Source organism: Limibacter armeniacum (genome assembly GCF_036880985.1).
In the GTDB taxonomy this organism is placed as follows: Bacteria; Bacteroidota; Bacteroidia; order Cytophagales; family Flammeovirgaceae; genus Limibacter; species Limibacter armeniacum.
Genome location: NZ_JBAJNO010000008.1, coordinates 421,544 through 445,529 on the forward strand (window position 1 = coordinate 421,544; position 23,986 = coordinate 445,529).

The 23,986-nt window shown below is 45.6% G+C and carries 25 protein-coding genes; 21 read left to right on the forward strand and 4 right to left on the reverse strand.

Translation table 11 applies throughout. The annotated features are described in order from the left end of the window. Window positions 1–35 precede the first annotated feature (35 nt). The 21 genes from V6R21_RS07705 to V6R21_RS07805 all read left to right on the forward strand — a co-directional run bounded on the left by V6R21_RS07705 (window position 36) and on the right by V6R21_RS07805 (window position 18,578). A complete protein-coding gene (locus V6R21_RS07705; protein WP_334242386.1) occupies window positions 36–590 on the forward strand; it encodes a hypothetical protein in 555 nt (184 codons plus the stop codon). Next, window positions 590–1,234, forward strand: a complete 645-nt coding sequence (locus V6R21_RS07710; protein ID WP_334242388.1) for a hypothetical protein — start codon at window positions 590–592, stop codon at window positions 1,232–1,234. Before V6R21_RS07705 ends, V6R21_RS07710 begins: the two co-directional genes overlap by 1 nt. Then, on the forward strand, window positions 1,224–2,888 hold the full coding sequence (locus tag V6R21_RS07715) for a hypothetical protein (protein WP_334242390.1): 1,665 nt from the start codon (window positions 1,224–1,226) through the stop codon (window positions 2,886–2,888). The genes V6R21_RS07710 and V6R21_RS07715 overlap by 11 nt, the downstream gene beginning before the upstream one ends. A 236-nt stretch (window positions 2,889–3,124) precedes the next feature. Next, window positions 3,125–3,334: a hypothetical protein gene (locus V6R21_RS07720; protein WP_334242392.1), complete on the forward strand. Its 210-nt coding sequence runs from the start codon at window positions 3,125–3,127 to the stop codon at window positions 3,332–3,334. Then, window positions 3,331–4,650: a hypothetical protein gene (locus tag V6R21_RS07725; protein WP_334242394.1), complete on the forward strand. Its 1,320-nt coding sequence runs from the start codon at window positions 3,331–3,333 to the stop codon at window positions 4,648–4,650. Before V6R21_RS07720 ends, V6R21_RS07725 begins: the two co-directional genes overlap by 4 nt. Beyond that, window positions 4,637–5,626: a DUF6712 family protein gene (locus tag V6R21_RS07730; protein WP_334242397.1), complete on the forward strand. Its 990-nt coding sequence runs from the start codon at window positions 4,637–4,639 to the stop codon at window positions 5,624–5,626. Before V6R21_RS07725 ends, V6R21_RS07730 begins: the two co-directional genes overlap by 14 nt. Continuing rightward, the gene (locus tag V6R21_RS07735; RefSeq protein WP_334242399.1) at window positions 5,623–6,219 is read left to right on the forward strand and encodes an N-acetylmuramoyl-L-alanine amidase family protein; all 597 of its coding nucleotides are present in this window, start codon (window positions 5,623–5,625) and stop codon (window positions 6,217–6,219) included. The genes V6R21_RS07730 and V6R21_RS07735 overlap by 4 nt, the downstream gene beginning before the upstream one ends. A 31-nt stretch (window positions 6,220–6,250) precedes the next feature. Then, window positions 6,251–6,925: a DUF6549 family protein gene (locus tag V6R21_RS07740; RefSeq protein WP_334242401.1), complete on the forward strand. Its 675-nt coding sequence runs from the start codon at window positions 6,251–6,253 to the stop codon at window positions 6,923–6,925. Continuing rightward, window positions 6,922–7,197, forward strand: a complete 276-nt coding sequence (locus V6R21_RS07745) for a hypothetical protein (protein WP_334242403.1) — start codon at window positions 6,922–6,924, stop codon at window positions 7,195–7,197. The genes V6R21_RS07740 and V6R21_RS07745 overlap by 4 nt, the downstream gene beginning before the upstream one ends. Continuing rightward, a complete protein-coding gene (locus V6R21_RS07750; RefSeq protein ID WP_334242405.1) occupies window positions 7,151–7,480 on the forward strand; it encodes a hypothetical protein in 330 nt (109 codons plus the stop codon). Before V6R21_RS07745 ends, V6R21_RS07750 begins: the two co-directional genes overlap by 47 nt. 144 nt (window positions 7,481–7,624) lie before the next feature. Then, complete coding sequence (locus V6R21_RS07755; protein ID WP_334242407.1) at window positions 7,625–8,242, forward strand: hypothetical protein; 618 nt, start codon at window positions 7,625–7,627, stop codon at window positions 8,240–8,242. Continuing rightward, the gene (locus V6R21_RS07760; RefSeq protein ID WP_334242410.1) at window positions 8,239–8,769 is read left to right on the forward strand and encodes a hypothetical protein; all 531 of its coding nucleotides are present in this window, start codon (window positions 8,239–8,241) and stop codon (window positions 8,767–8,769) included. The genes V6R21_RS07755 and V6R21_RS07760 overlap by 4 nt, the downstream gene beginning before the upstream one ends. Next, window positions 8,766–10,892 carry a SprB repeat-containing protein gene (locus V6R21_RS07765; protein ID WP_334242411.1) on the forward strand — a complete coding sequence of 709 codons (2,127 nt, stop codon included), beginning with the start codon at window positions 8,766–8,768 and terminating at the stop codon, window positions 10,890–10,892. The genes V6R21_RS07760 and V6R21_RS07765 overlap by 4 nt, the downstream gene beginning before the upstream one ends. After that, window positions 10,889–11,857: a hypothetical protein gene (locus V6R21_RS07770; protein WP_334242413.1), complete on the forward strand. Its 969-nt coding sequence runs from the start codon at window positions 10,889–10,891 to the stop codon at window positions 11,855–11,857. Before V6R21_RS07765 ends, V6R21_RS07770 begins: the two co-directional genes overlap by 4 nt. 233 nt (window positions 11,858–12,090) lie before the next feature. Further along, window positions 12,091–12,327, forward strand: coding sequence for a DUF5678 domain-containing protein (locus tag V6R21_RS07775; RefSeq protein WP_334242415.1), 237 nt, complete (start codon window positions 12,091–12,093; stop codon window positions 12,325–12,327). Beyond that, window positions 12,328–12,897: a retroviral-like aspartic protease family protein gene (locus tag V6R21_RS07780; protein ID WP_334242418.1), complete on the forward strand. Its 570-nt coding sequence runs from the start codon at window positions 12,328–12,330 to the stop codon at window positions 12,895–12,897. A gap of 221 nt (window positions 12,898–13,118) precedes the next feature. Continuing rightward, window positions 13,119–13,391 carry a hypothetical protein gene (locus V6R21_RS07785; RefSeq protein ID WP_334242420.1) on the forward strand — a complete coding sequence of 91 codons (273 nt, stop codon included), beginning with the start codon at window positions 13,119–13,121 and terminating at the stop codon, window positions 13,389–13,391. Then, a complete protein-coding gene (locus V6R21_RS07790; RefSeq protein WP_334242422.1) occupies window positions 13,388–14,584 on the forward strand; it encodes a hypothetical protein in 1,197 nt (398 codons plus the stop codon). The genes V6R21_RS07785 and V6R21_RS07790 overlap by 4 nt, the downstream gene beginning before the upstream one ends. A gap of 91 nt (window positions 14,585–14,675) precedes the next feature. Beyond that, window positions 14,676–15,056, forward strand: coding sequence for a hypothetical protein (locus tag V6R21_RS07795; RefSeq protein ID WP_334242424.1), 381 nt, complete (start codon window positions 14,676–14,678; stop codon window positions 15,054–15,056). Between the two features lie 6 nt (window positions 15,057–15,062). After that, window positions 15,063–18,083: a phage tail tape measure protein gene (locus tag V6R21_RS07800; protein WP_334242426.1), complete on the forward strand. Its 3,021-nt coding sequence runs from the start codon at window positions 15,063–15,065 to the stop codon at window positions 18,081–18,083. 114 nt (window positions 18,084–18,197) lie between these two features. After that, entirely contained in the window at window positions 18,198–18,578 is a 381-nt protein-coding gene (locus tag V6R21_RS07805) for a hypothetical protein (protein WP_334242428.1), read from the forward strand. 362 nt (window positions 18,579–18,940) lie between these two features. Here V6R21_RS07805 and V6R21_RS07810 read toward each other — a convergent pair whose 3' ends face one another. From V6R21_RS07810 to V6R21_RS07825, 4 genes are all read right to left on the reverse strand, one after another. Beyond that, window positions 18,941–20,101, reverse strand: coding sequence for a site-specific integrase (locus V6R21_RS07810; RefSeq protein ID WP_334241681.1), 1,161 nt, complete (start codon window positions 20,099–20,101; stop codon window positions 18,941–18,943). Between the two features lie 752 nt (window positions 20,102–20,853). Further along, window positions 20,854–21,471 carry a helix-turn-helix domain-containing protein gene (locus V6R21_RS07815; RefSeq protein WP_334242429.1) on the reverse strand — a complete coding sequence of 206 codons (618 nt, stop codon included), beginning with the start codon at window positions 21,469–21,471 and terminating at the stop codon, window positions 20,854–20,856. A gap of 779 nt (window positions 21,472–22,250) precedes the next feature. Then, window positions 22,251–23,006 carry a TIGR02757 family protein gene (locus tag V6R21_RS07820; protein WP_334242431.1) on the reverse strand — a complete coding sequence of 252 codons (756 nt, stop codon included), beginning with the start codon at window positions 23,004–23,006 and terminating at the stop codon, window positions 22,251–22,253. A 55-nt stretch (window positions 23,007–23,061) separates the two neighbouring features. Then, window positions 23,062–23,916 carry a lysophospholipid acyltransferase family protein gene (locus V6R21_RS07825; RefSeq protein ID WP_334242434.1) on the reverse strand — a complete coding sequence of 285 codons (855 nt, stop codon included), beginning with the start codon at window positions 23,914–23,916 and terminating at the stop codon, window positions 23,062–23,064. Between the last annotated feature and the right edge of the window lie 70 nt (window positions 23,917–23,986).

A 23,986-nucleotide genomic window follows, 5' to 3' on the forward strand; every position in this document is an offset into this window, starting at 1 on the left:
TCCCATTGCAATTTCCCTGAAAAAGAAATTGCACCATGACAATTGAAAAGCTAGAAAAGGAATATGAGCGTCTTTCGGGACTGCCTGCAGATAAGTTTTATCCAAAAGTTACTCCTGAAAGACGGCTCAAAAAGTTGCAGTTTAAGGTTCGTTTTCTGACCCATACTGCAAAGGCGGCCACCACTGCAACTCTTGCAACCAAGCAGGCACCTACCACCTCCAAAAATCCCACACAGGAAAAACTGCTGAAGCTGTGGCGTGAACTCAAGGCGGAGTTTACGCACCTGCGCCACACTAAATTGATTTCTAAAAAAAAAGTTGAGCGGGAGTATGCGTCTTTGCGCATTCTTCAGATCCAGAAAGTGGAACTTCCCCGAATTTCTGAAAAACTGGATCGGGTAAAAGAAGGCAAGCCAGCCGAACCGGAGCGCCCAATCACGATGGTGGATATCTCCAGCAAGATTGAGGTCAAGAAACGGATCGATACGGTGGAGACTTACGTCAGCCGCTACCGTGGCAAGAAGGGAAAGGAGCAGCTTTTTGATAAGTACCTCAAGGAATTGGAATACCTGAAATCAACACTCAAGTAATGGGAAAGAACCTGATAGAACATAAGCAGATGCTGGCGAACATGTCGGATCATGGCACGTTAAGGGACAGGATTATGGCCAGCTATCTTGATCCGGATATGGTCAGTCTTACTGAACGGGAAGAGAGTGTACGGATGCGTTGGGAACAGGTCAATGCCTTGTTGCTTAAAGGACACTCAAAGGAGCAAGTCAGCATCAAGGTATCAAAGCTATACGGAATATCCCGCAGGATGGCTTACAATGATATCCGCAATGCCATGAGCATGTACGGGGATGTCACCAAAAGCACCCGTGATGGAGAGCGGGCCATACTGAAGGAACTATCCATGAGGGTGTACCGAAAGGCATGGAAAGATGGTGACCTGAAATCTGCCAACGTTGCCTTGAAGAACTATTACCTGTTTGCCGGACTGGATAAGGACGAAACCGATATGCCAAATGCTGAGACCATCGAGCCACACGAGTTTGTCTTCAAGCTTCCGACCAGTGACAAAGGAAAGCAACTGACCATTGACATTACGGACATTCAGAAGTTGCCAACTGAAATGCAGGAGAAGCTGATCAATGCGGTGGAAGATGAAACCATCACGGAAGAGATGCTAGATGAGATGTTGGACAAAGCGGAAAAAGAACATGAGCAATAAGCCGGTAAAGGAAATCAAGTTCAACAAGCCACAGATGCGACTGGTGGTACAACCCTGCAAAACCTCCACTGCCATTTGGGGACGTGGCACAGGAAAGTCTACCAATATCGCATGGCGCATAGACCGCATTGTCCGGGACATGCCCCGGTCGAAATGGGCATTGGTTGGTAACACCTACAAGCAGATGCTTACCCGTACATTGCCTTCCACCATTTCAGGTCTGGAAAAACTGGGTTATGTCAGGAACTACCACTTCTTTATTGGAAGGAAAGCTCCGGAAAAATGGAAGTGGCCTGAGCCTTACCAGCCACCACTTTCCTATGAGCACTGCCTGCACTTCTGGACAGGGGCTGCATTTGTACTGGTCAGCCTTGATGGGGGTGGTGGTTCCTCCCGAGGCCAGAACATTGACGGAGCCATTACGGATGAAACACTGCTGATCAACAAGGAAAGGTTCGATACGGATGTAGACACAGCAAACCGTGGCCATTTGGAGGAATTCAAGCACGTTCCGTATCACCATGGCATTTTCCATTTCTCCTCCATGCCTTATCCCGGGCAGGCGGATTGGCTACTGCAGGAAGGAGACTATTACAAGAAGGATTACAACCAGGATATTATCATCATTCGTGAGCAGCTGACCGAACTGCAACTCAAGTTTATTGACAACAGGGACAAGGCGACCAGGAAAGATATTTGGAAGGAAATGCAACTGCTGGAAAAGCAATTGAGATACAGGCCCAGCAAGAAAGGACACCTGTATACAGAAGCTAATGCTTTCAATAATCTGGAGAACTTGGGCATTTCCTATCTGGAGCAGCAGCGGGAAAGGGTAATCGACTACCTTTTCAAGGTGGAAGTCCTAAACAGGCGACCGATTGAGATTGAAGGTGGATTTTATCCACTCCTGAAGCTGGATTATCACGCAGAGCAAGACTCCAATGCACACATCAGCCTTGATGAGATCGGCTACGAGGCAAAGGAAACGCTGAAAGACTGCCGTATGGATGGTGACTTGCTTCCCAATGAACCAATTCGGGTGGCGGTGGACTGGGGAGACCGGATTTCCTGTCTCGTTGCTGGCCAGTACAACCAGGACAGGAACGAATACCGATTCCTGAAGAACTTCTGGGTAAAACACCCAAAGCTGGTGGATGACTTGGCGGACGAATTGCATGCCCATTACAAGTATCACCGCAGGAAAGACATCATTTTCATTATTGACAATGAGTATGGCAACCGGAAAGGTCCCAATTCCAACATCTCCTACAATGATGCATTTATGCAAAGGCTCCAGAAACAAGGCTGGAATGTCATCCAGTATGATCTTGGAAGGGTTCCCGACCATCAGGACCGTTACCTGCTTTGGTACAACCTACTCAAGGAGGAGAAAAAAGAGCTGCCGCTTGTCCGGTTTAACCTACTTAACTGCAGTGAACTACTCTTTTCCATGAAACAGGCGCCAGTGAAACAGGTAATGGGAAAGATCAAGAAAGACAAGAGCAGTGAGAAGTCCACAGGAGACCAGGTGAAAGCCACGCACCTCTCCGATGCTGCCGACTTGCACGCCATCCATCTCAAGCGGATAGCGTTTATTCCAAACATGAATTGGGTCGATAATGTGATGCCAAACCTCGGAAATAAGAAAAAGTAAAAAACGTCATTTCTGTATAGCTGGCGCCTGAAATCCCCTTCAGGCGCCTTTTGTATGGAAATAGAAATCCGACGATTAACCCCGCCGCGTACTGAGCTTGCAAACGCAATTCTGCCTCAAAAAAATGGATAAATCGGTCCCTATTTTTTGTCCTTCGATCCACGAGTGCAAGTCAGCTAATTGCACTCATGAAACAGACGACAGACACCATACACCTATCTAAAGCACTGGAACACATGGACACCGGGGCCGAAGTGGAACTGCAGTTCGTGACTGGAGACCTGAAGCGCAAGACTGGAGGAGACATCAAGACCATCAAGGGAGTGAAGGTCGGCATGGACTATGAGAATGCCACACGCCGCTTTGAGGTGGAAGGCCTACCCCATCCAGTAGAGGTAAGCGTATGGCTGATGCTATCCCTAAACGGCAAACAGATTATAGTATGAGTAAGATCAAGCGATCAGGTAGACATGCATACATGGCAGAGGTTGGTACATTGGTTACGCTCCCCTCTGCCGCTGTACCGGATGAACCAAAGAAATACATACCCAAGGTAGAGCGGGACGAGGATAGCCAATTCACCAACATATCCCCATGGGGTGAGGACAACCTATTCCCCCAAATGATTGAGGGAAAGATCAGGGCAAACACCATCCTGTCCAGCACATTGGACTTTATGGGCCGATTGCTATATGGGGGTGGTATCACCTATGGCAAGATAGAAGGCTATGATGCCGAGGGTAAGGAAATCTTTTCCCCAGTGGATAAGATAGAGGACATAGAGAAGCTGCTTAGGCGCATGCGCTACAGCAACTACCTACCCTATTCCTGCAGCTCCTTTTACCGCTTCTATAACATATTCCCATCCGTGGTCCTGAATAAGGACCGTTCCAAGGTCATCAACATTATCCCCAACAAGACAGGCTTCTGCAGGTGGGGCAAACAGAACAACAAGGGCATCATTGACAAGTGCTACATCAACTCAGATTGGGAAAAGAAAACCGAAGCAGAAGCAAAGGCCATCCCGGTAATTGACAAATGGATGGACCCCGTGGAGTTTGTCAAGGAAGGCAAAGACCCCGAATACATCTACCCAATCACCTACCCCTCTGAGAACTTCTTCTATGCTCAAGCTCCATGGCTGGCCGGCATTGAAAGCGGCTGGTACGATGTAGCCCAAGCCATCCCGGAGTTCAAGAAGATGATGTTCCAGAACCAGGTCACCATCAAGTACCATATCCAGATCCATGAGAAATGGTGGGAATGGAGATGGCCCGGCTTCAGCACCAAGCCGCAGGAAGAAAGGGACGCCATTGTAGCGGAAGTACTGGAGAGTTTCGAGGAGAAAATGAAGGGCAACGAAAACGCCGGCTCAGTCCTGATGAGTACCGACTTTATGGACCCAGCAACGGGCAAGACAGTCGAAGGCTGGAAGATCATTGCCATTGATGACAAGCTCAAGAACGGCACCTACATCGAGGACGGAAAAGAGGCAAACCAAAACCTGCTTTATGCCCTCGGAATTGACAGCGCCCTGGTAGGAGCAGCACCCGGCAACATGAACAGCAGCGGATCGGGCACCGACAAGGAAGCCGCCATCCGGATTTACCTCAAGTCCCAGCAACTGGCACAGGACATCGTGCTGGAGGTGGTCAAGTTCGCCTTCGATTTCAACGGGCATCAGGACATCGTGCCACGCTTCAAGCATACCATCAGTACCACTGTAAACAAAGGAAAGGAGGTTGAACATGACATTAATTAAGACCACACAGGAGATTCTCGACTACGTCCCAATCGATCGGACCATAGATTTCCCACGTCTAAAACCCTATGTGGAAGAGGCACAGGAAAACTGGATCAATGAGGCGTTAGGCGCTGATCAGTTAGCGGAACTGGAGACCCAGTACGAATCCGACACCCTAACCTCAGACAACCAGAAACTACTCAAGCAATGCCAACGGGTAATCGCTTGTATGGCGGTTCCCGAGTTTATGGACTTCAACCAAATTGAGGTATCCGATGCCGGCAACCAGATCCAGACCGACGACAACCACAAGACCGCTTTCCAATGGCAGAAGGACACCTCACAAGGATCACTCCGCCAGCGTGGTATGATAGCATTGGACAATATGCTGGCCACCTTGGAGAATTTCTTGGACCTGTATCCACTATGGAGAGATTCAGAAGCAGCCACCATCCAGTTGCAACACCTGATCACCAACACCACCGATTTCGATATGCAGGTGCGGATCGGCAAGTCAAGATCCATGTTCCTGGCATTGATGCCATTGATGAAAAAAGTGGAGTGGATGTACATCCGTGAGCATATCGGCGAGGCGCTGTATGACGAGATCAAGAACGAAATCCTGACAAGATCAGTGTCAGCAGATAACCAGTCACTGCTGGAAAATTACCTGATCCCGGCGACGGCTCACCTCACCGTTTTCAAGGCCATGATCCCGCTTTCCCTCAAGGTAAGTGATAGAGGTGTCCTGATCCATGAGATCATGAACTCCGGCGACAACGTCCGGAAGGAATCAGCCGCCAATACGCAGCTGATGCAAGGACTGATGGACCAATACGAGACAGAAGGCCGCTACTATCTGGAGGAGGCAAAGAAGTACCTGAACGTAAACGCCTCCGATACCAAGTACAACGCCTTCTTCAGCTCCAGCCTCTATCAGGGAACCACCAAGACACCATTCCAGAACCATAAAACAAAAATCTTCTTCGCATGAAAAAAGTCTATATCGATGCCGGCCATGGCGGGCTGACTGCCACCGGCTATTACTCGACCGCCCCAAACTGGAGACCGGGCAAACCCGAGACATGGAGGAAAATGTTCGTGCATGACCACTGGCCATTTTTCGAAGGGCAGTTCAACCGCATCATTGCCGAAAAGCTGGCCAGAAAGCTGGAGTCAAACTTCGAGGTAATAAAGGTCTATGATGCCGTACTGGATACCCCACTGGATGACCGTTGCCAAGCCACCCAAAACGATGGCGTACTGATTTCCATCCATGCCAATGCTGCACCTTCACACCTGCAGGGAAAAGTGAACGGACTGGAAACCTTCCATTTCAAAGGATCAACCAAAGGAAACAAGCTGGCAAGGTGCATCCATGACAATGTCGCTTACCAAACCAAGGCAAGGAACCGAGGCGTAAAGGAAGGCAACTTACAAATGCTCCGTGAAACACGCTGCCCTGCTGCACTGATTGAGTGCGGATTTTTTGATAACAAGGAGGAAGCCATCCGTCTGCTGGATGACGATTACCAGAACAGGATCGTCTCCGGAATTGCAAAAGGCATTCACCAGTATTTCAACTGATTTTTTGTCCTCCCATTTCAAAGCAGGCAAGATGATATTCACTCAAAAAAAGGACATGGCAACTTTCATTATCGCAATACAAAAAGTCTGGCAGTTCAGGAGCCTGATACTGCTGGGGCTACTCATCGCACTTGGCTCCTACGCCAGGCACCTCCATAATGGCAGGTCCCAACTCGGAAACCAACTCGAGGAAACCGTACAGCTGCTGGACGGGGCAAAACAGGAAGTACGCAAGTACGAAACAGACAACAGGCAACTGATCTGGAAAGCCCAGACACTGGAAGTAGACAAGAATACACTCGAGGACATTGCAGACACCAAGCAGTATGAGTGGCTCAAGAAATACGAAAAGCTCAAGCGTGACTACCGCAACCTACAAAGTGCCCTCGAGCTGCAAATGGAGGTCAAGAAAGTCATTGATACTGTCATCCATGACACGACCATTATCCTGATGCACGACACGGCATACGAGGAAAAGCAGTTCAGCAAGATCTCCTATAGCGACGAATGGGCAAATATTGAGTTTGTCTTCGACAGTACAGGAGCCGTCACCGGCACCATCACGGAAGACATTCCACTCGAGGTCGTGGTCTATTGGGACCGCAAATGGTTCCTGGGCAAGAAAACCTATTTCGTGGAAGCACACAGTCCCAATCCCAACGCCAATATCAATACACTGGACAACATACAAGTAAGACGAAAATGAGTCAGCTATTGGAAAAGGTTCAAAAGGAAAGCAAGTCCATCACCGTGACCTTGCTGGTGATAGGCATTAGCAGTCTCGGCACATTCACTTACAAGATGGTAGATAAGCTATTCGTAGTGGTGGAAAACAATACAAAGGTCATCGAGCGCAACAACCTCATCATTGAGAACTCAAACAAGATCATCTTGGATAAACTGTCAAACATCAAAGACAAAGTAGAAGACAATGGAAACAAAATCGACAAACTCATCGACCGCCACTCAGGTAACTGAGAAAAAGGAAACTAAAAAGAAGGTCATTGCTATGGTAGGCTATACAGCTGTAGAATCCCTGAAGAAGTTGGCAAAACGGGAAGTGATGGAGCTAACAGTTACCGCCAATGAAGACCTCAAAACGGAACTGGCAGAAAAGAAAAAGATCGGGAATGCGACCATTACGCTGAAGCCAGACCCATTTTCCACACAACTGGTAAAGCTTCGTGGCACAGCAGAACCAGTAAAAGATGACCAGGTCAAAGTCACGGTAAGTAAATTGCTCGCAATTCGCAACATCTAAAGCATGAAGCCAATCAAGGTAACCATTCCCGAAAAATGGGACGACATACCGGCAAGCAAACTTCCACAAGTGCTGCAGCTGCTTTCCCGATCTGACCTTACGGACGTGGACAAGAAGCTGCAGCTTTTTTTGCTGCTGTCCGATATGCCCAGAAAGAAATTCTTCAGGCTCACCACCGAACAGCAGGCAATCCTGATCCAGAGCAGCAATTTCCTGCTCAACTCCCCAAGGCTCTACCAGAACCCTCACCCCGAACTCTCTGGGCTAAAAGGTCCTGCAGACAACTTCGGGAACATGAGCTTTATGGAGTTTATGCACGCCGATACTTACTTCAATGCCTTTCGCCGCAACAAGCGTCCGGAAGCGCTGACCTCATTCCTTGCTGCCATGTACCGCAGCGACCGGGACTTCAACGCCGAAGACTGGCAATCAAGCAAGGTAATGGAGCGCAGCCGAAAGCTTAGGAAAGTGCCCAATATGCACAAGCAATCGCTGGTGGTATGGTTCTCTTCCTGCAAGCGTCAGCTCTCCAGCCGTAACCCAAATGTTTTCTCTGGAGGTAACCAGGAGGAAAGCAACAAGAAGCCAACCTCACCCAACTGGCACAACATCCTGTTTGAGGTGGCAGGCCCCAAGATGGGCGACATCCATCAGGTAGCCAAGCAAAACATCCACACCGTTTTTGCCTACCTCGATAGGGAAATCAAGGATGCAAAACGGAAAGCAAAAGAGCTAGAAAAAATCAGATCAAAATCCAGATGACACACAGCGAATACGTAGCATTTTTCCGAACCATAGCCCAGCAGCATGTGGACATTAGGCACTCCGAAACAGAGATGCACTTTGTCCGGACGGTCGTCAGCGCCGAGCCATTCCGCCAATTGCATATGGAGGAACTGCTCAAGTCGCTAAGTAGCAAGATCAGGACACCATTTATGATACTGGAGACCTACGATGCCCAGTACCTTGACAATGGAGCCGATGCAATATTCAAGCATACGGACGCCGCATTTATCATTGTAGACATAGCAGGGAAAGATGATTTTGATAGTGAGGAGCAGATTCTGGACAAGACCGAACGCATCGGGGAAGAAGTGCTCGGTTATATCCGCCACCATTACCGTGATCCGGCCAACAAGAAACGGGGCACCTTCAAGCTGACACAGGCAGCCTCCGAAAAAGTTGGGCCATTCAGGGATAAGTATTTCGGCACCCGGTTCGACCTGCGCTTTACGCCAATTGTTAGCAAAAATCTAAAATACAATCCTGACAAGTTCATTCAGCCATGACCTACTACTACCTTTCCTACTTCAGGACCTTTATAGCACCATCCACTGAATTCTGGACGGTAAAGCGTTACAACTACGTAACCCGTACCATGCAGTCAGTGACCTATTACCCATCTGACCGGAATGTGGACACCAACGGTTCCTTTGACTTTTTTGAGTTTTACGAGGAGCAGTCAAACCCAAACAACTACACCGTAGCAGATGGGATCGCCATTGATATGTATGAGGATGGCGGGCAGTCTTACAAGGTGCTTACCCAAGTGGAAGACGGCATCGCCAATATCGAGACAGTAGACCTGACCGAAGATCTGGCCAACTCCGTCACCTTTACAAAGCAGGATGTCAGCACCAACGGCGGCAGTGACGGCAGCGTAGCGTTTAGCTCCCAGTACAAGATCTCCAGCATTTCTTGGGTACAAAACAGTTTACCGCAATCTGCTACAGGCGCAGTTGCCACTGGACTTTCGGCAAACACCTATACCTTTACCATCTATATTTGGTCGGTAAGCACCACCAAGGAAGTCACCATCAACGAGCCGGCGGACTTCTCCGTGTCTGGCCTTGTAACCAACAACCTATGCCATGGCGCCAGCAACGGAGCCATTACCCTATCCATTTCCGGAGGTACTGCACCATTCACTTACCTATGGTCAGACGGGGACACCAACAAGGATCGCTCCGGGCTAAAAGCAGGAGTCTATTCCGTTACGGTTACAGATGATACCGACAACGAAAAGACCATTGTATTCCAACTGGTAGACCCGCCAATACTGGAGCTGCAGATCCGCAGGGAAAGCAACGAGCTGATTGCCTCCGTTACGGGCGGCACACAGCCATACGGTTATACCTGGAATACCGGCGAAACCACCAGCCGCATTACCATCGATACGCAGGTAACGGAATACACCCTAATCGTAACCGATGGCAACGGTTGCCAGATTACAGGTTCCTTTACCATAGAGCAAGCCAAGTTTTACTTCAGCCGCAACCCGCTGCCTTGGCAAGTGCAGACCGATCCAACCGGCAAGCTGGACCTGCAATTCCAGCTAGACCTCTATGTGGAGACTGAGTACCTGACCAACCAGTATGAGAAAATCATCACACTCATACAGCCGGCAGACTCGGACGGTTCCTCTGTATTTGACCTTTCCCGACTGGTGGACCGCTATATCGAGGCACAGCCACCAAGCCTGGAGCAAACGGAAGTCAACCGGGAAGACCAGAACTTCCTGCGCTTTTACGTAGAGCAGCGGGAACGGTACGGCACCCCGACCGTGGAAGGCGTGATCACCAAGTCCACTGTATTTTATGTACTGCAGGGAGGCGGAAGCTTTGAGGCAGTGGCAGCGCAGCGTTTTCAGGACTATATCAACAGCACCGACCGTTTCTTCACATGGGACATCAACCCACGAAAGACAACGCCAACCACCCCGCAATGGCTCTACTATATGAGCAAATCAAAAAGCGGTTTTGAGGTACACGTCGAGCTGTTCTATACCGATGGCAGCAGCAGCACACAGAAGGTACTTTCACAAGGCAATACCCGGGTGTTTGAGTTGCACAGCATCCCATCCGGATACCAGCAGCTCAACATCGACACCCTGATCCAGAGCGGAAAGACCCTGAAAGCCTATGAGGTATTGGTCAAGAACACCCAAGGCATTACCGTATCGGAGCGGTACCGCTATGTGATGGACAACAATCACCAGCAATTCGAGCTAACCATGGTCTACCAGAACAGCCTAGGAGGGTTCAACGCACTGCGCTGTACAGGTAAGTCAGCCTACAAGGTCCGCACCCAAACCGATGAGATCGAGCGCAACCTTAACTATGACTACAAGGTAATCGACGGGGAAACAGAAGTGGTCCAAAAGATGGGCGAAAGGTCCATCACCTTTTCAACAGGCTACCTGACCAAGGCAGAAGCTGACAGCCTGCAGGACTTTATGCTCAGCAGGAAAGTATACCTGATCCGAGACGGGGAACTGCTGCCAGTCACCATCAAGGACAGCACCTACAAGGTGGCCGAAGATGACGACTATGAGTTCTATATCGCCGGCACAATGGAGCTACCGAAGATGTACCACTACACCCCATCGGGTTTATTCAATTCAGAGATATGATCAGCATCAAGATAGGAGACCAATACCTCGACCTAGCCAAGTCCGGCACCGTCAGCATGGATATCAATAACCCGATGTTTGGAGCGGGAACCATACCAGGTTCCCTTTCCTATCCTTTTTCACTGCCAGCCAACAGCCCAACAAACGCAAAGGTGCTGGGTTTTCCGGAACATCTGGCACGATCCGAAAAACCAAAAACCATTGAAGGGGCACAACTCTTTATTGAAGGGGTACTCTACAAGACAGGCAGGTTAATTTACAGGGGCTTTGATGGCAAAAACTACAAGTACAACCTCAGTACAGACACCGGAAGCATCAAGGAGCAGATCGAAAGCATGACCCTTGGCGATACCGGCATACTGACCACAGGCGTACTGCTCAAGGACGTAATTCAGGAAGGGTTCAAGCTGATTGGCTACAACGTCACCAACCAGTTGGTGGTGTATGGGCTATCTAATGCCACCATTCTGGATACCGCCAATGCAGGCGATATTCCATTTACCGATGCCCTAAAAGCCATGCAGGATATCTACAACGCTGCACTATTTATCAACACCACCACCAAGACTGGAGAGATAATCCACCGAAACACCATACTGAGCTATAACCGAGCGGCGCAGGACATCTCCAGCAAACTCCAGAGCGGATGGACAGAAAGCGAGGTCAATACCATTCCTGATGAACCTACCCAACTGAAACAAGGCGAACTGCAACTGGGCAATGGAAACCTGTTAAGCCTGCAATTGGAATGGGCCAACTGGCGCAACCTTTTCAGAAACACCCGGGAAGTGACACGAAAGGCCAACCTCTCAATTGCAGACCTGGTAAACCTAGACCTCTCATACCCGGTATGGATCAAAGACGAAATAGCCGGCACAAGCAAATGGCTAATACAGCAAATCAAGATACAGGCCTCCGTACGTGATGGACTAAAGCCGGCAACTTTGACACTTTACAAACTCTGATCAACATTGGTCAGAGTTTTTCGTTTATATCAATAAATTTTCATTCGTTTGATTTAACTCATTTGCGTTAAATGGATTTTAATTTATTTTTACCGACCTCAAAAGTAAGCTTGAACGAGCTTTACTGATTTTTTAGTATAATATACTTAACCTTATCAATCGTTGAATGTATCTAGGATAGATCCAATTTTTATAACTATAGATAAACTGTTCCCTTAAAAACTATTATTACCATGTTAGAGAAAGAGTTTCAATTCTACCTTAACAACCAAAAAGAATTGGTTGAAAAGTTCGAAGGAAAACACATTGTCATCATCGGTGAAGAAGTTATAGGTGTTTATGACACAGAAGAAGACGCCTTCAATGATGCCAGTAGCAAACACGAACTCGGTACTTTTTTAATCCAGCTATGTGAAGCTGGAGATGATTCTTATACCCAAGTTTTTCACACTAGAGTAGCATTCGTATAAATGTTAAAATACAAAGCATTCACACTTAAAAGCACAAAAGGCCTTGTAAGAGAATTAAAATCTCACTGTCATGTAAGTCCTGGATTTGATCCAAAATTAATTGACCCTAAAACAGTTCGATTTCAAGAGTTTACAGCATTATGGGATACAGGTGCATCAGGCACTGTAATATCAAAAAGAGCCGCTCAAATGCTTAATCTTAAACCTGTAGGAAGAATACAAGTAAATCATGCAAATGGGACAGACATCAAAAACCGATACTTAGTTAACTTATTTTTACCCAATGAGATAGGATTCAGTTTAGTTAGTGTTACAGAAGGTGTTTTACAAGGGTTTGACTTACTAATAGGAATGGATGTAATCACAAGAGGTGATTTTTCAATAACTAATTACGAAGGTAAAACTACATTCTCATTCCGAATACCATCCATGAATGAAGTGGATTATGTTCAAGAACATGAAGACCTAGTAAAGAAAAGCTTAAAGCATGTAAAAAGAAATGACCCATGTATATGTAAAAGTGGTAAAAAATTCAAGGCTTGTTGTGCTCCGAAGTACGGACTAAATTAATCCTACTCAATAAAGCAAAACACTTATCCTTTACTAGATTATATCTAGTAAAGGCGTTGTCTTTCTTGATAGAGCGGTAACAGTAGGGCTTAAGATGTCGTTAAATAGAGAGTATTTGCAACGAAATTCAAGACCAAATAGACATGTATCTCAAAAGCAATTTGTAATACACTATTATTATTTACAGATTACCATAACCCAATAACAAAACAACACCTTTTATGAAAGCCAAGGATTTTTTATCAATACCAAAAGCAGCATTTGAAAATGCTACTAGTCCTTTACGGACCTTTTACCATAATGTGGTTCAACCATCAGTAGAGGATTACATGTACAGAGATAGTCTGATTAGTAAGGAAGGCAAAGAAATTCTTTCCAATAAGGAAGACATGGAGTATCTCAATAAATTAATGGATATGTGTATCCAAGAAGGACGAAGAGGTAGATTTCAAACAACATTACCATCTGGTAAAAAGATTATTTTCACAGTATGAATATAGGACTTAATTCAGTTCTGATTTTTTTGATATTAGCATTACCTGGCATTGTTGCTAGACGATTTTATTACATTGGCCAATTCTCTAATCAATTCAATGCTAAAACATGGTTAAATGGTATCCTAACTTCCATTATAGTTGGGATTCCAATTCAATTCCTAGCATTACAACTAACTCAAAGGGCATATTGGTTCTTTTCAGGAAAGGATGAGTATCTGCTCACAAAAGTACACGAGCATTTTACTCTATTTTCAGATGGCAAGTATACAAAACTTAATCACCTTCTTTTTTCATCTGACTTTCTTTATATAGCCGCACATATAGTATTTTGTTTAGTGCTTGCTAGCCTAGGAGGTTCGCTTTTTTTCTTTATTGTAAGAAAGCTAAAGTTAGACAGAAAATTCACAATCTTCCGATTTGCAAATCATTGGCACTACTACTTCAGAGGTGAGTATCAAGATTTTAGTGATTTTGAGCGCTTTTCTGAATCCAACAAAACACTTTTTCCTATAGCTGATATTTTGACGACAGTAGGTGGCTCTTCACCTAAATTGTATTCTGGAGAGCTTAGGCACCACACTCTTAATTCAAAGGGAGAATTGGAAAGCTTGTTTATTACAAATATCAAAAGGTATAAGCATAAATCTCTAGTAGAAGGTCAATATACGTATACTGTATCTGTACCTGGACAAGGTATGGTTATACCTTATAATACAGTCAAAAATATCAATCTAAAGTTCACAGAAAAGCCATCTGGGAATGAAAATGTTAAAGAGCTTGTTATTGACGCTAAGTCTAACAAGACTGCTGAAGTTCCAAAAGCAGATAATCAAGACAACAAAAATAAGACTGAGGTAAATGAAAAGATTCTTATGTCTTTTTTCTTTGGCATATTGATTACAACATTTTTCCTAATGTATGGAAACTATTTAGGCTACGAAGGAATTGGGTTATATGAATTCATATCAGGCATTAAAATAAAGTTACTTTTAGGAGGTAGCACACTTTGCTTATCCTTAATTTTTGAACTTGTAGTTTATTTAATAAAAGAGTATAAGGGAAAGGATACCCAATTTTTAAAGCTTTTAAAATCATTTATCCTATACCTTTTATCTCCTTTGGTATTGGCACTATTCTTAAATTTAATTGTAGGTGTTTTTATAGATATAATAGCTCTTATAGCACAATAAAAAAATATCCTTTATTAAGCCCCAACCCCTCAAAAGGTTGGGGCTTTTTTTTGTCCTTCCTCACCTCCCCCAATTCCTCCACCTTGCCCATATGCTGACAGAACACCAGATAGCCGAGTACCTCGTCGAGGACATCCAGAAGCGATTTGATGCCGCCTTCAAGAAATACAAGATCGGGGCAGCCAAAAGGGGAAAGAAAAAATCCACTGGAAAGCTGCTGAAGTCCACGCAGGAAGTCACCATTGATATGAGCGGTGACAAGCTCCAGCGCATCATACTGCAGTATCTCCACTACGGTGATTTTGTCAACTACGGGGATGCACCATTTGCCGCCCGAAAGCCCAAGCCATGGAAAAGCAAAAACGTCGCATGGCTGACCAACAGGGTAACCGAAAGGCTGGCTGAGCGCTATGGTCTCAAGGGAGAAGAAATACTCAAAGCCATACCGCAAGTGATTACCGCTAAACTCTAACAAACGATGGCAGACGAAAAACGAACCACCGAGATTATTGTCAACGGTAAGAAAGCCGAGGCAAGCATCAAGGATATAGAGGCAGCCGTAAAGGTTTTGAACAACCAGGTAAGAAAGCTGCCCAAAAACACGCAGGACTTTGCCGACAAGAGAAAGGAACTGCAGGAAATGCGTAAGACGCTAAAGGGAGTCAAGGATGATGTGTACAAGATTCCGGACGCTACCCAAAAGGCCAGCAAGGGATTTGATCAGGTCAAAGTTGCGATCAAGGCAGCCTTTACCGCCACCGTTATACTGGAGGCGATCAACAAGGTGGTGGAGTTTGGCAAGATGCTACTCGAGACCGAAAGCAAGGTAACCAAACTGAAAGGTTCCATCCAGCAGCTGACTGGCGTTACGGAAGAAGAGCTGGACAAGGCAACTGTCAAGGCTCAAGCATTGGGCAACACTTTCGGGGATGAAGCACAGGACATTGTCAAATCTGCCAATGATATGGCAAAGGCAATGGACATCTCCCTGATTGATGCATTGGGCCAGCTGGAACAAGGTTACCTCGCAGGCGCCAACGCTGGAGGCGACTTTCTGGCACAGGTTTCCGAGTACTCCACCCAGTTTAAGGCTGCCGGAGCCAGCGCAGGCGAACTGGTGGCCATCATAGCCAAGTCCAACAAGGAAGGCATATTCTCAGACAAGGGAGCTGACACCGTCAAGGAGTTTGGCTTGCGAATCCGTGAGCAAACCAAGACCACCTCCGAAGCACTGGAGGCAGCATTCGGCAAGGAGTTTACCACAAAACTATTCCAGGGAATTAACGACGGCAGCGTCAGTACAGTGGATGCCCTCAAGCAGGTATCCGCCCAGATGAACAATGCCCAAATACCAGCCAACCAACTCCAGACCGTTATTGCGGACGTATTCGGTGGTCCCGGTGAGGATGCCGGTCTCGCTTTCCTGCAAAGCCTCAAGGACATTGACGGGGAGGTCAGCAACCTGATTGATACCAACAGCGAGTATATCCAGATGCAGCAAACCCAGCTGCAGCTGGAGGAAGAACTGGCAGAGGCGCAAGGCATGTTTGCCGAATCCATAGAGGGATCATCCAGTGGCATTGGCAACCTGATGACCATCCTCCAAACCTTCCTGTACAAGGGGCTGGCAGTAGCTGTAAACTTTATCCGTCAGGACGTGGTACCGGTCATGGAAAGCATCGGCAAAGCCGTCTATGACTTTCTGGAACCAGCCCTCACCATTGTTGGTGAATACATCAGCAATGTACTGGTGCCTATCATGAAAGTCTGGTTTGCCTTACTCGAACCCATCGCCACCCTGATCTGGGAGTTAGGTAAAACCTACTTTACCTCACTGGTCATCGGGTTCCAGATGCTCGGGGATACCCTGGGCAAATTCCTGCCAGACTTTGGCGCCGCAAGTGACGGCATGCAGACCTTTGCCGACAATATCAACAACAAGGTACTGCCCGCCCTCGCAGGTGTTACGGCAGGTATCGGTCAGTTTGGCGAGCTGGTCAGAACCTTCTTAAAGAACCTGACTTCCGGCAATTTCTCCGATGCCTTTGATGTAGACATTTCCAGCATTGGCAAAGCCTATGAAGAAGGCGTCAAAGACTACAAGCAGCGTGGCGCCCAAATCGCTGCAGAGGAAGACCAGAAAGCAGCAGAAGAAGAGCAAGCCCGAATCGATGAGCAGGAAAAAGCCAAACGTCAGCAGCGGATTATCCACCAGCGAAAGTCAGCCGAAGAACTGGCCAAGGCACGTGAAGAAGCACGCAAGAAAGAACTGGCAGCAGCCCGGGCACTGGAAGACCTCAAGATCCAGCTGATCGAAAACACCACCCAGCGGGAAATCGAAAAGACCAAGCTGGACACCCAGCGCAAGATCGAGGCACTGGTCGGAAGTGAAGAGCAGATCACCGAACAGAAGCTATTGCTGGAGCAACTCCGAGACCAGCGTCTGGAAGAACTCAAGCTCCAGCTGGAGGAAGAGAAAAAGGCCAAGCAGGAAGAAGAGGATGCACTCAAGGCCGAAGAGCTGGCACTGAAGGAGGAAGAGGAAAAGCTGGTACTGGAGGAAAAGTTCTACAACGCACTGGCCACCGAAGAGCAGCACGAAATGGCCATGTTCGACCTGAAGAAAAAATACCTTCAGGAAAGGCTAAAACTCCTCACCGATAGCGGAAAGGCAGAATCGATCGAGGCACAGCGGATCAACAACGAGCTGCTTAAACTGGAGAAGGAGAAAAGCGACAAGTCCATCGAAAACGAGAAAAGGACGAAGGCCATGAAAGACGGCATGCAGAAAGACTCCTTTGATCTGGCCAAGAACATGCTAGGGTTAGGCATTGAACTGTTGGGGCAAGATGAAGAAGCACGCAAAAAGCATGGACAGGCAATCAAGGCATTCTCCACTGCCCAAACCCTGATCCGTGGTTATGAAGAGGTACAGGCTATCTGGGCCAACTCCGCACAGTTCGGACCATTCGGTTATGCAATGGCCATTACCCAAACCGCAGCGGCAGCCCTCCGTACTGCCGGTGCTATCAAAAACATCAATGCCAAGCAGTTCTATGATGGTGGTGTAACGGTGCTAGACCAGGGACAAAGAAAAAGGGCAGCCAATATCGGCAGCTTTGCCGGCGGAGGACATATCGACAGCACCAGCATTGGTGTAATCGGAGAACGCGGTCCCGAGTGGGTAGCACCCAACTGGATGCTCAACACCCCCACATACGCCAATATCATCGGGCAACTGGAACAGGCACGAGTACGGGGATTTGCAGAAGGCGGAGCCACCACCACTGCACCACCATCAACAGTGGCAGTAGCACAATCCGGCAACCAGACAGCGAACCAGGTAGACACCTTCAATGTAATGATGGAACGCCTAGATATGCTCATTATGGCAGTAGGCACTTGGCAAGCCAACCTGCAGGTAAACAACAACCTTCAGGAAGTTAGGGACGGACTGCAAGTCCTGAATGATATACAATCAGACGCAGAGATACAGTAGGGGTTTTTCTTAATGTTTTGGATACCTTACACCCAAGGGGCTTTGCCTTTTGGGTGTTTTTCTTATATTAACATCCGTTTAAATCTGTTTTTCAACTTTTTAAAACCAAAACCAATGAGAAAACTAATCGCCTTAATCGCATTTTTATCCTTTGCTTCTATAGCTTCCGCACAAGTGGTCATTCAGGAGCAAGACATCAACAAAATGGAAGAAGTGAAATACGTAAAACTTCTAGGCATCCAAAAAGCATTCAGCTCCAAGATCATTATCAATATTGACTATGGCCAAAAGTTCCAGATGTTCAAGCCACAGATGATCCAAGGACCAGACGGTAAAAACAAAGACTTCAACTCCCTGATAGAAGCCCTTAACTTTATGGATGCAAATGGATGGGAATATGTGAACTCCTATCCATTAAGTACTGGAAACTCTGGAACGGTGTACCACTACCTACTAAAGCGAAAAGATGAAAACACAAAGGTAGCTTCCAACTAAAAAAACACCACAAAAAAGCCCCGTTTGGAAATAGTCTAAGCGGGGCTTTTTTTCAATCTAAAATTTTAACAATTTTCGAAAAAGGGTTTTCCAAAGCGTTAAAAGTGCCCACTTTTAACTAAAAAAATATTCCACTTTTTAAGGGCAAAATATTCCGTTACCCAAAAGCTGCCCACTTTTATACAAAAAGCGAAAAACAGATACCCTAAACTGCCCAAAACAGGCAAAAAGGTTGTATAAAATTATACAATTAAGGAGAGTAGAAGAGGATAGGCTTGTAAAAAGTTCGGCTAGCAACCGAACTTTTTTGTGTTCAATTATTACGTTGGTCTTGTTGATATTCTTGCAGGTAGGATTATAATTTAGGCACTCAAGATCAAATCAAGTTCAGCCTCGATACTGATCTGTAGCATGTCTAGGTAATAGGTATCAGTTGTTCGTTCAGACTTGTGTCCAAGCATTCGGGCAATGGTCTGCCTTCTTACCCCTTGCTGGTATTGTACCATGGAGAAAGTACGCCTTCCCACATGGGTAGTCAAATTCTTTCGAATACCCATTACCTCAGCCAGAATCTTAAGGTTCATATTATAGCCACTATTACCAATCTTAGGGAGCTTGTAATCGTAGCTGTTCAGGATTTTCATCGCAACCGAATCAATCGGGACGATAAACTCAACCTTTGACTTGACACGCTTCTTCTTGATGCAAGCCTGATTGCCGATATAGTGCAGATGCTTCTCATAGTCAAAGTCCATCAGGTCCGCATAGCTCAGCCCCGTACGGCAAGAAAACACCAGCAGGTCGGCAGTTCGCTGCAATCGCTTCCTGAAAAACTTCATCTTCGTGATCGCCTCCAGCTCATCGCTGCTTATGTACACCCGTTCAGCGTCTGTAGTTCTGGAATACTTAAGACCCAGAAGTGGATTAACATACAAGTACCCCTTATCCACCGAAAAGGCAACCACCGCTTTCAGCTCCTCCACCAACTTTGCTATATAGTTGACACTATACTTATGCTTTCGCATCCAGTTGATAAAGGTATCAGCCCAAGGCCTTGTTACCTTGTTCACATCCATATCAGATGCGCCAGTTTCCTTCAAAAACTCCTGAAACCGCAAGCACCTCCGTTCAATATTGTAGAGGGTGTTCGCCTTAAGCACCTTGCCCTTCATCTTGATCCATTCTTTCCAGACACCTAGCAGACTTATGGACTTTATCTCTACAAACTTCTCCCAACGTTCACGCAATGTTACAGGCGTGATAGACATTCTAAATTTGCGCATCTCCAGATACACCATCTTGACCTCATTCCGGATAATAGCAAGTTCCTCGTTGTCCGCACTGGCGTGTTTGTGGTTGATCATATCCCCATTCCAATGCTTTTCCAAACAGCGGATACCTGTACTGAACGGTGTACCCCGATCACCATTCACTTCGATACGGGCATAGATCGTAACATAACCATTTGATGCTTTGCGTGCCAGGTACTGCACACTCATGGATCTTGAATTGTTTTTAATCATGGTTGAAACAAAAAAATTGAGTTATTAAAAAAATAAATCTCAATCTATCCTAAAATGAAATCGCAAGTGTTACCAAGACTACCTCAAGTGTTACCGGGAGTGTTACCAAAACATGCAATAAATCCCTGTTACCACTAGTGTTACCAAAATTGTAAGGCATTGAATATCAAAAACATGGGAATAAAAAAACCGTAAAACACTGTACTTGCGTTTTACGGTAACTCCCTGATCATCAGTAATATTGCGTTTTTTAATTAATCCCGAAGGGATTGAACAATAGTAGCCGTAGGCAAAAGCCTGCGGTATAAGTAAATCACATTTATCCAACTCCAAAGGAGTTGAACCTATAAATCATTGAAGCATTTATAATCTCTGATTTCAATGATACATCTGCTTAATTTTTAGTTAGGGGATCGATAATTGGTAAGGTCGCTTCGTTCTACAAGCAGTGATGTCTAAAAAATTTTCAAAGCCACACTGCTTGCAAAAAAATGCTGCTTGGGTAACTATTTTGAGATGGCTTAAACATTTTTTAGCACCCACTCTATAGAATTGGTAAAGAGGAGGCTTCAAAAAAGTCGGCGACCTCTTATCAAAAAAATAGAAGACACTCCCTGCAATCCGGCATAAAACAAAAAGCAACACTGTGGGGTGTTGCTTTCATTTTTTCGGGAACATTACGGAAGATTTAACCATTGGCATTTCTAAATTTTGTAGAGCAGGGCTGTAAAATAAAAATCCTGGCTGTTTTTTCAGGCAATAGCCTTACTGGTTATATGCCAATGCTTACTATTCATAGACAGATGAACATGCTTTTGCTTTTGTGACACACCTGAAGCTGCCTGATCAAGCATGGCTTCACTTGATTGGGCAATGATACCCTTTGAAATTTTTTCAGCCATGTAAGTTTGTAACAGAAACAGTTGTGTCACAAAACTTCGCCACACATACTTTCTGCGTCTTGCCCAACGGTTGTCCGTCTTGTTCCAACGCCACACCGGACCACACCAAGCTTGTCCATACCTTGAAATTTTTTCGTCCTGCTTACGACAAATCCTTCTGCGACTGTCGTATTGGTAATAACTTTTGACTGTTGCAACAACACTCCCTCTGTATCTAAAAATCGTTCGTTGCTTCCTTCCTTTTCCTTTCGAGTTACGCAACATTCGGCTTGCATAGCGTTGCTCAAACCTTGCCATCCTTTCGGCTTGCTTATAATCATACTGCTCTCTGCTGCCGCCATTGCGCTTGATCTCCCTGCCGACTGTACAGCGGTGCACACCTAGCTCACGGGCAATTGCTGCATTGCTTTTGCCATGCTCAATGCCTTCGTAAATTTTTTTCCTTTGTGAAAGATTAAGGTGAGACATAATGTGTGTTGGTTGCGATAAGTGGCTCAACATTTCTGATGCAAGTACAGCTGAGTCTGATAACTTTTTGCATGGTAAAAAAATTTATTGGCAGCCTAAAAAATAGGAAGACACAGGTGTGTAAGTTTTGCCTATCGGCGAGGTCAAAAACAAAACCCCATCAAACTTTTACCTGATGGGGCTTTATAAATTTTTAATTCTTTGAACTGAATGGTAATGTGAGTTATGCGTTAGAGAATCTCTTTAACATTAAAATTATTTCCTACCTCGGTCGGTTGAAAAAAATATCCTCTCCTTTACGACAAAATAATCGCGCGTGCGACAGCCATCGCTGACATATTTAGTCCCTTCTTTGGTTGGTTATTTCAAGATGTCGCTCCTAACGGAGCTTTAAGCAGAGGTATAATTGAAATCGGAAGTTTTAAACTCATCAATGGTTTATAGGTTCAACTCCTTTGGAGTTGGATAAATGTAATTTACTTATACCTCAGGCTTACGCCTAAGGCTACTATTGTTCAATCCCTTCGGGATTATTTTTTCATACAGAAAACACCGTTTCCGAAGGAAACAAACCATATTAGCTCCGGATGGTAATCCGGATTTTACAGCGTTTATTATCTTATAACCCTGAAAGGGTTGAACAGGGTAACAGCATCATTTAGTAGCTCATAATATGTGAAAGGAGTAGCGTAGAAAATCTCTATTCCAGTTTTTGCTTAAACCAAATATACCTAGACATTAGCTGCACCAATGTTGGTTAACCCATCAAGTAAAAAATATTAGAACCCTTCCAGTCCCAAGCCAAACAGCGCGAAGTCATACTTGACAGGGTCGTTGGCGTCCAGTTGCTTGAGCTTCTTTGTAAGTTCTACCGCAGCTTGCCAGTCAGATTGTTTTCTTTCGATCAGGTTCAGTTTTCTGGCGACCCTATCCACATGAACATCCAAAGGACAAACCAGTTGTGATGGCATAATCGTCTCCCAAAGACCGAAGTCAACACCATTGTTATCTTTTCTGACCATCCACCTCAAGAACATATTGATTCGTTTGCAGGCAGATTTTCGCGCAGGAGTTGCGATATGTTTCTTTGTGCGCTCAGGAAAATCCTCCAGACTGAAAAAATAATCACGGAAGCCAATCAAAGCATTTTCCACTGTCTCATCATGTTCATTCATATGCTTTGTGAAAGCACTTTCCAGAGAGTCGGACTGACTGTAATGGTGCTTGAAGAATGAAATAAAGTACAGCGTATCAGTATCATTGAAAGTTCTGTGTTTAAAGCCAATCATCCTTTCAAGGTCACTGTCCGTATGGTTGAGGATAAAGTCAAAAGGAGCGTTATCCATTCTTTCCAGCAGTTCATTACACTTGTTGATGATGGTTTTCCGCTGTCCCCAAGCCAAAAGTGAAGCCCAGAGCGCCATGATTTCTATATCCTGCTTTTGAGTAAAACGGTGCGGAATAGAAATGGGATCATCTTTGATGAAACCTTCCTGATTATATTCGAGTACTTTGCTGTCAAGTAACGCTTTCATTGGATTTTTGAATAATAAGAGTGTGCGTGTTTAGATACTTAGGTGCCTGATTTTATTAATCACCAGCTTGCTCTCGTGTATATTTCCAGCGTTTGTGGGACCACAACCAATCAGATGGGTAATCTCGGATCAGTCGCTCACATTCCGCAGCGTACTTCTCTACAATGTCAAAGCTCTCTTTATTGTAAGGCGGCTCCGAAATGTTGACAAATTCCAGTTCATAGTATCCGCGTTTAGGGCGGTGTACCCTGATAAAGAGTACGGGATATTTGGTGAGCTGTGCAATTTTTTCTGCACCTATAAAGAAAGGTGTCTCCTGCCCAAGAAATGTCACCCAATGTTTTTTCTCTTCTTTAACCGGAACCTGATCGGCCACCATACCGAATGCCCTGACCACACTCCTGCGTTTCAGGATTTCTCTTACCGTTTGGTTCGATGGAATTGGCTTGCCACCAAACTTACTACGAATGCCAAGCATCAGTTGCTCTGAGAAATTTTCTGTAAGTGGCTTGTAAACGGCATCCATTGGGAAATTGAAGTGTGCTCCAGCACCTAGTAATACCCATTCCCAGTTACACTGATGTGATGCCAACACTAAAACAGGTTTACCATCATCTATATAGCCTTGTAAAACTTCTGGGTTTTTGATCGAAACCCTTTGCTGCATCTCTTTGCGTGAAATGGTTACAGCTTTTACAATTTCTACGACCACATAGGCAAGGTTATGATAGAACCCTTTTGTGATATGCTCGATTTCTTTGTCGCTTTTGTCAGGAAAGGAGCGTCTAAGGTTTTGTGTTACGACCTTTTTCCTGTAACCGACTATTCTATACGCTAACAACACCAAAAAATCTGCAAACAGATACAGTATAGGCAACGGTAGCCTTGATAGTAACCTTAGAAAAAACATGGTAAGTGATATGTTAATTTAGTTTGTAATGGACTAGCTGAAAATTGTGTCCGCAAAAATAGTGTTTTAT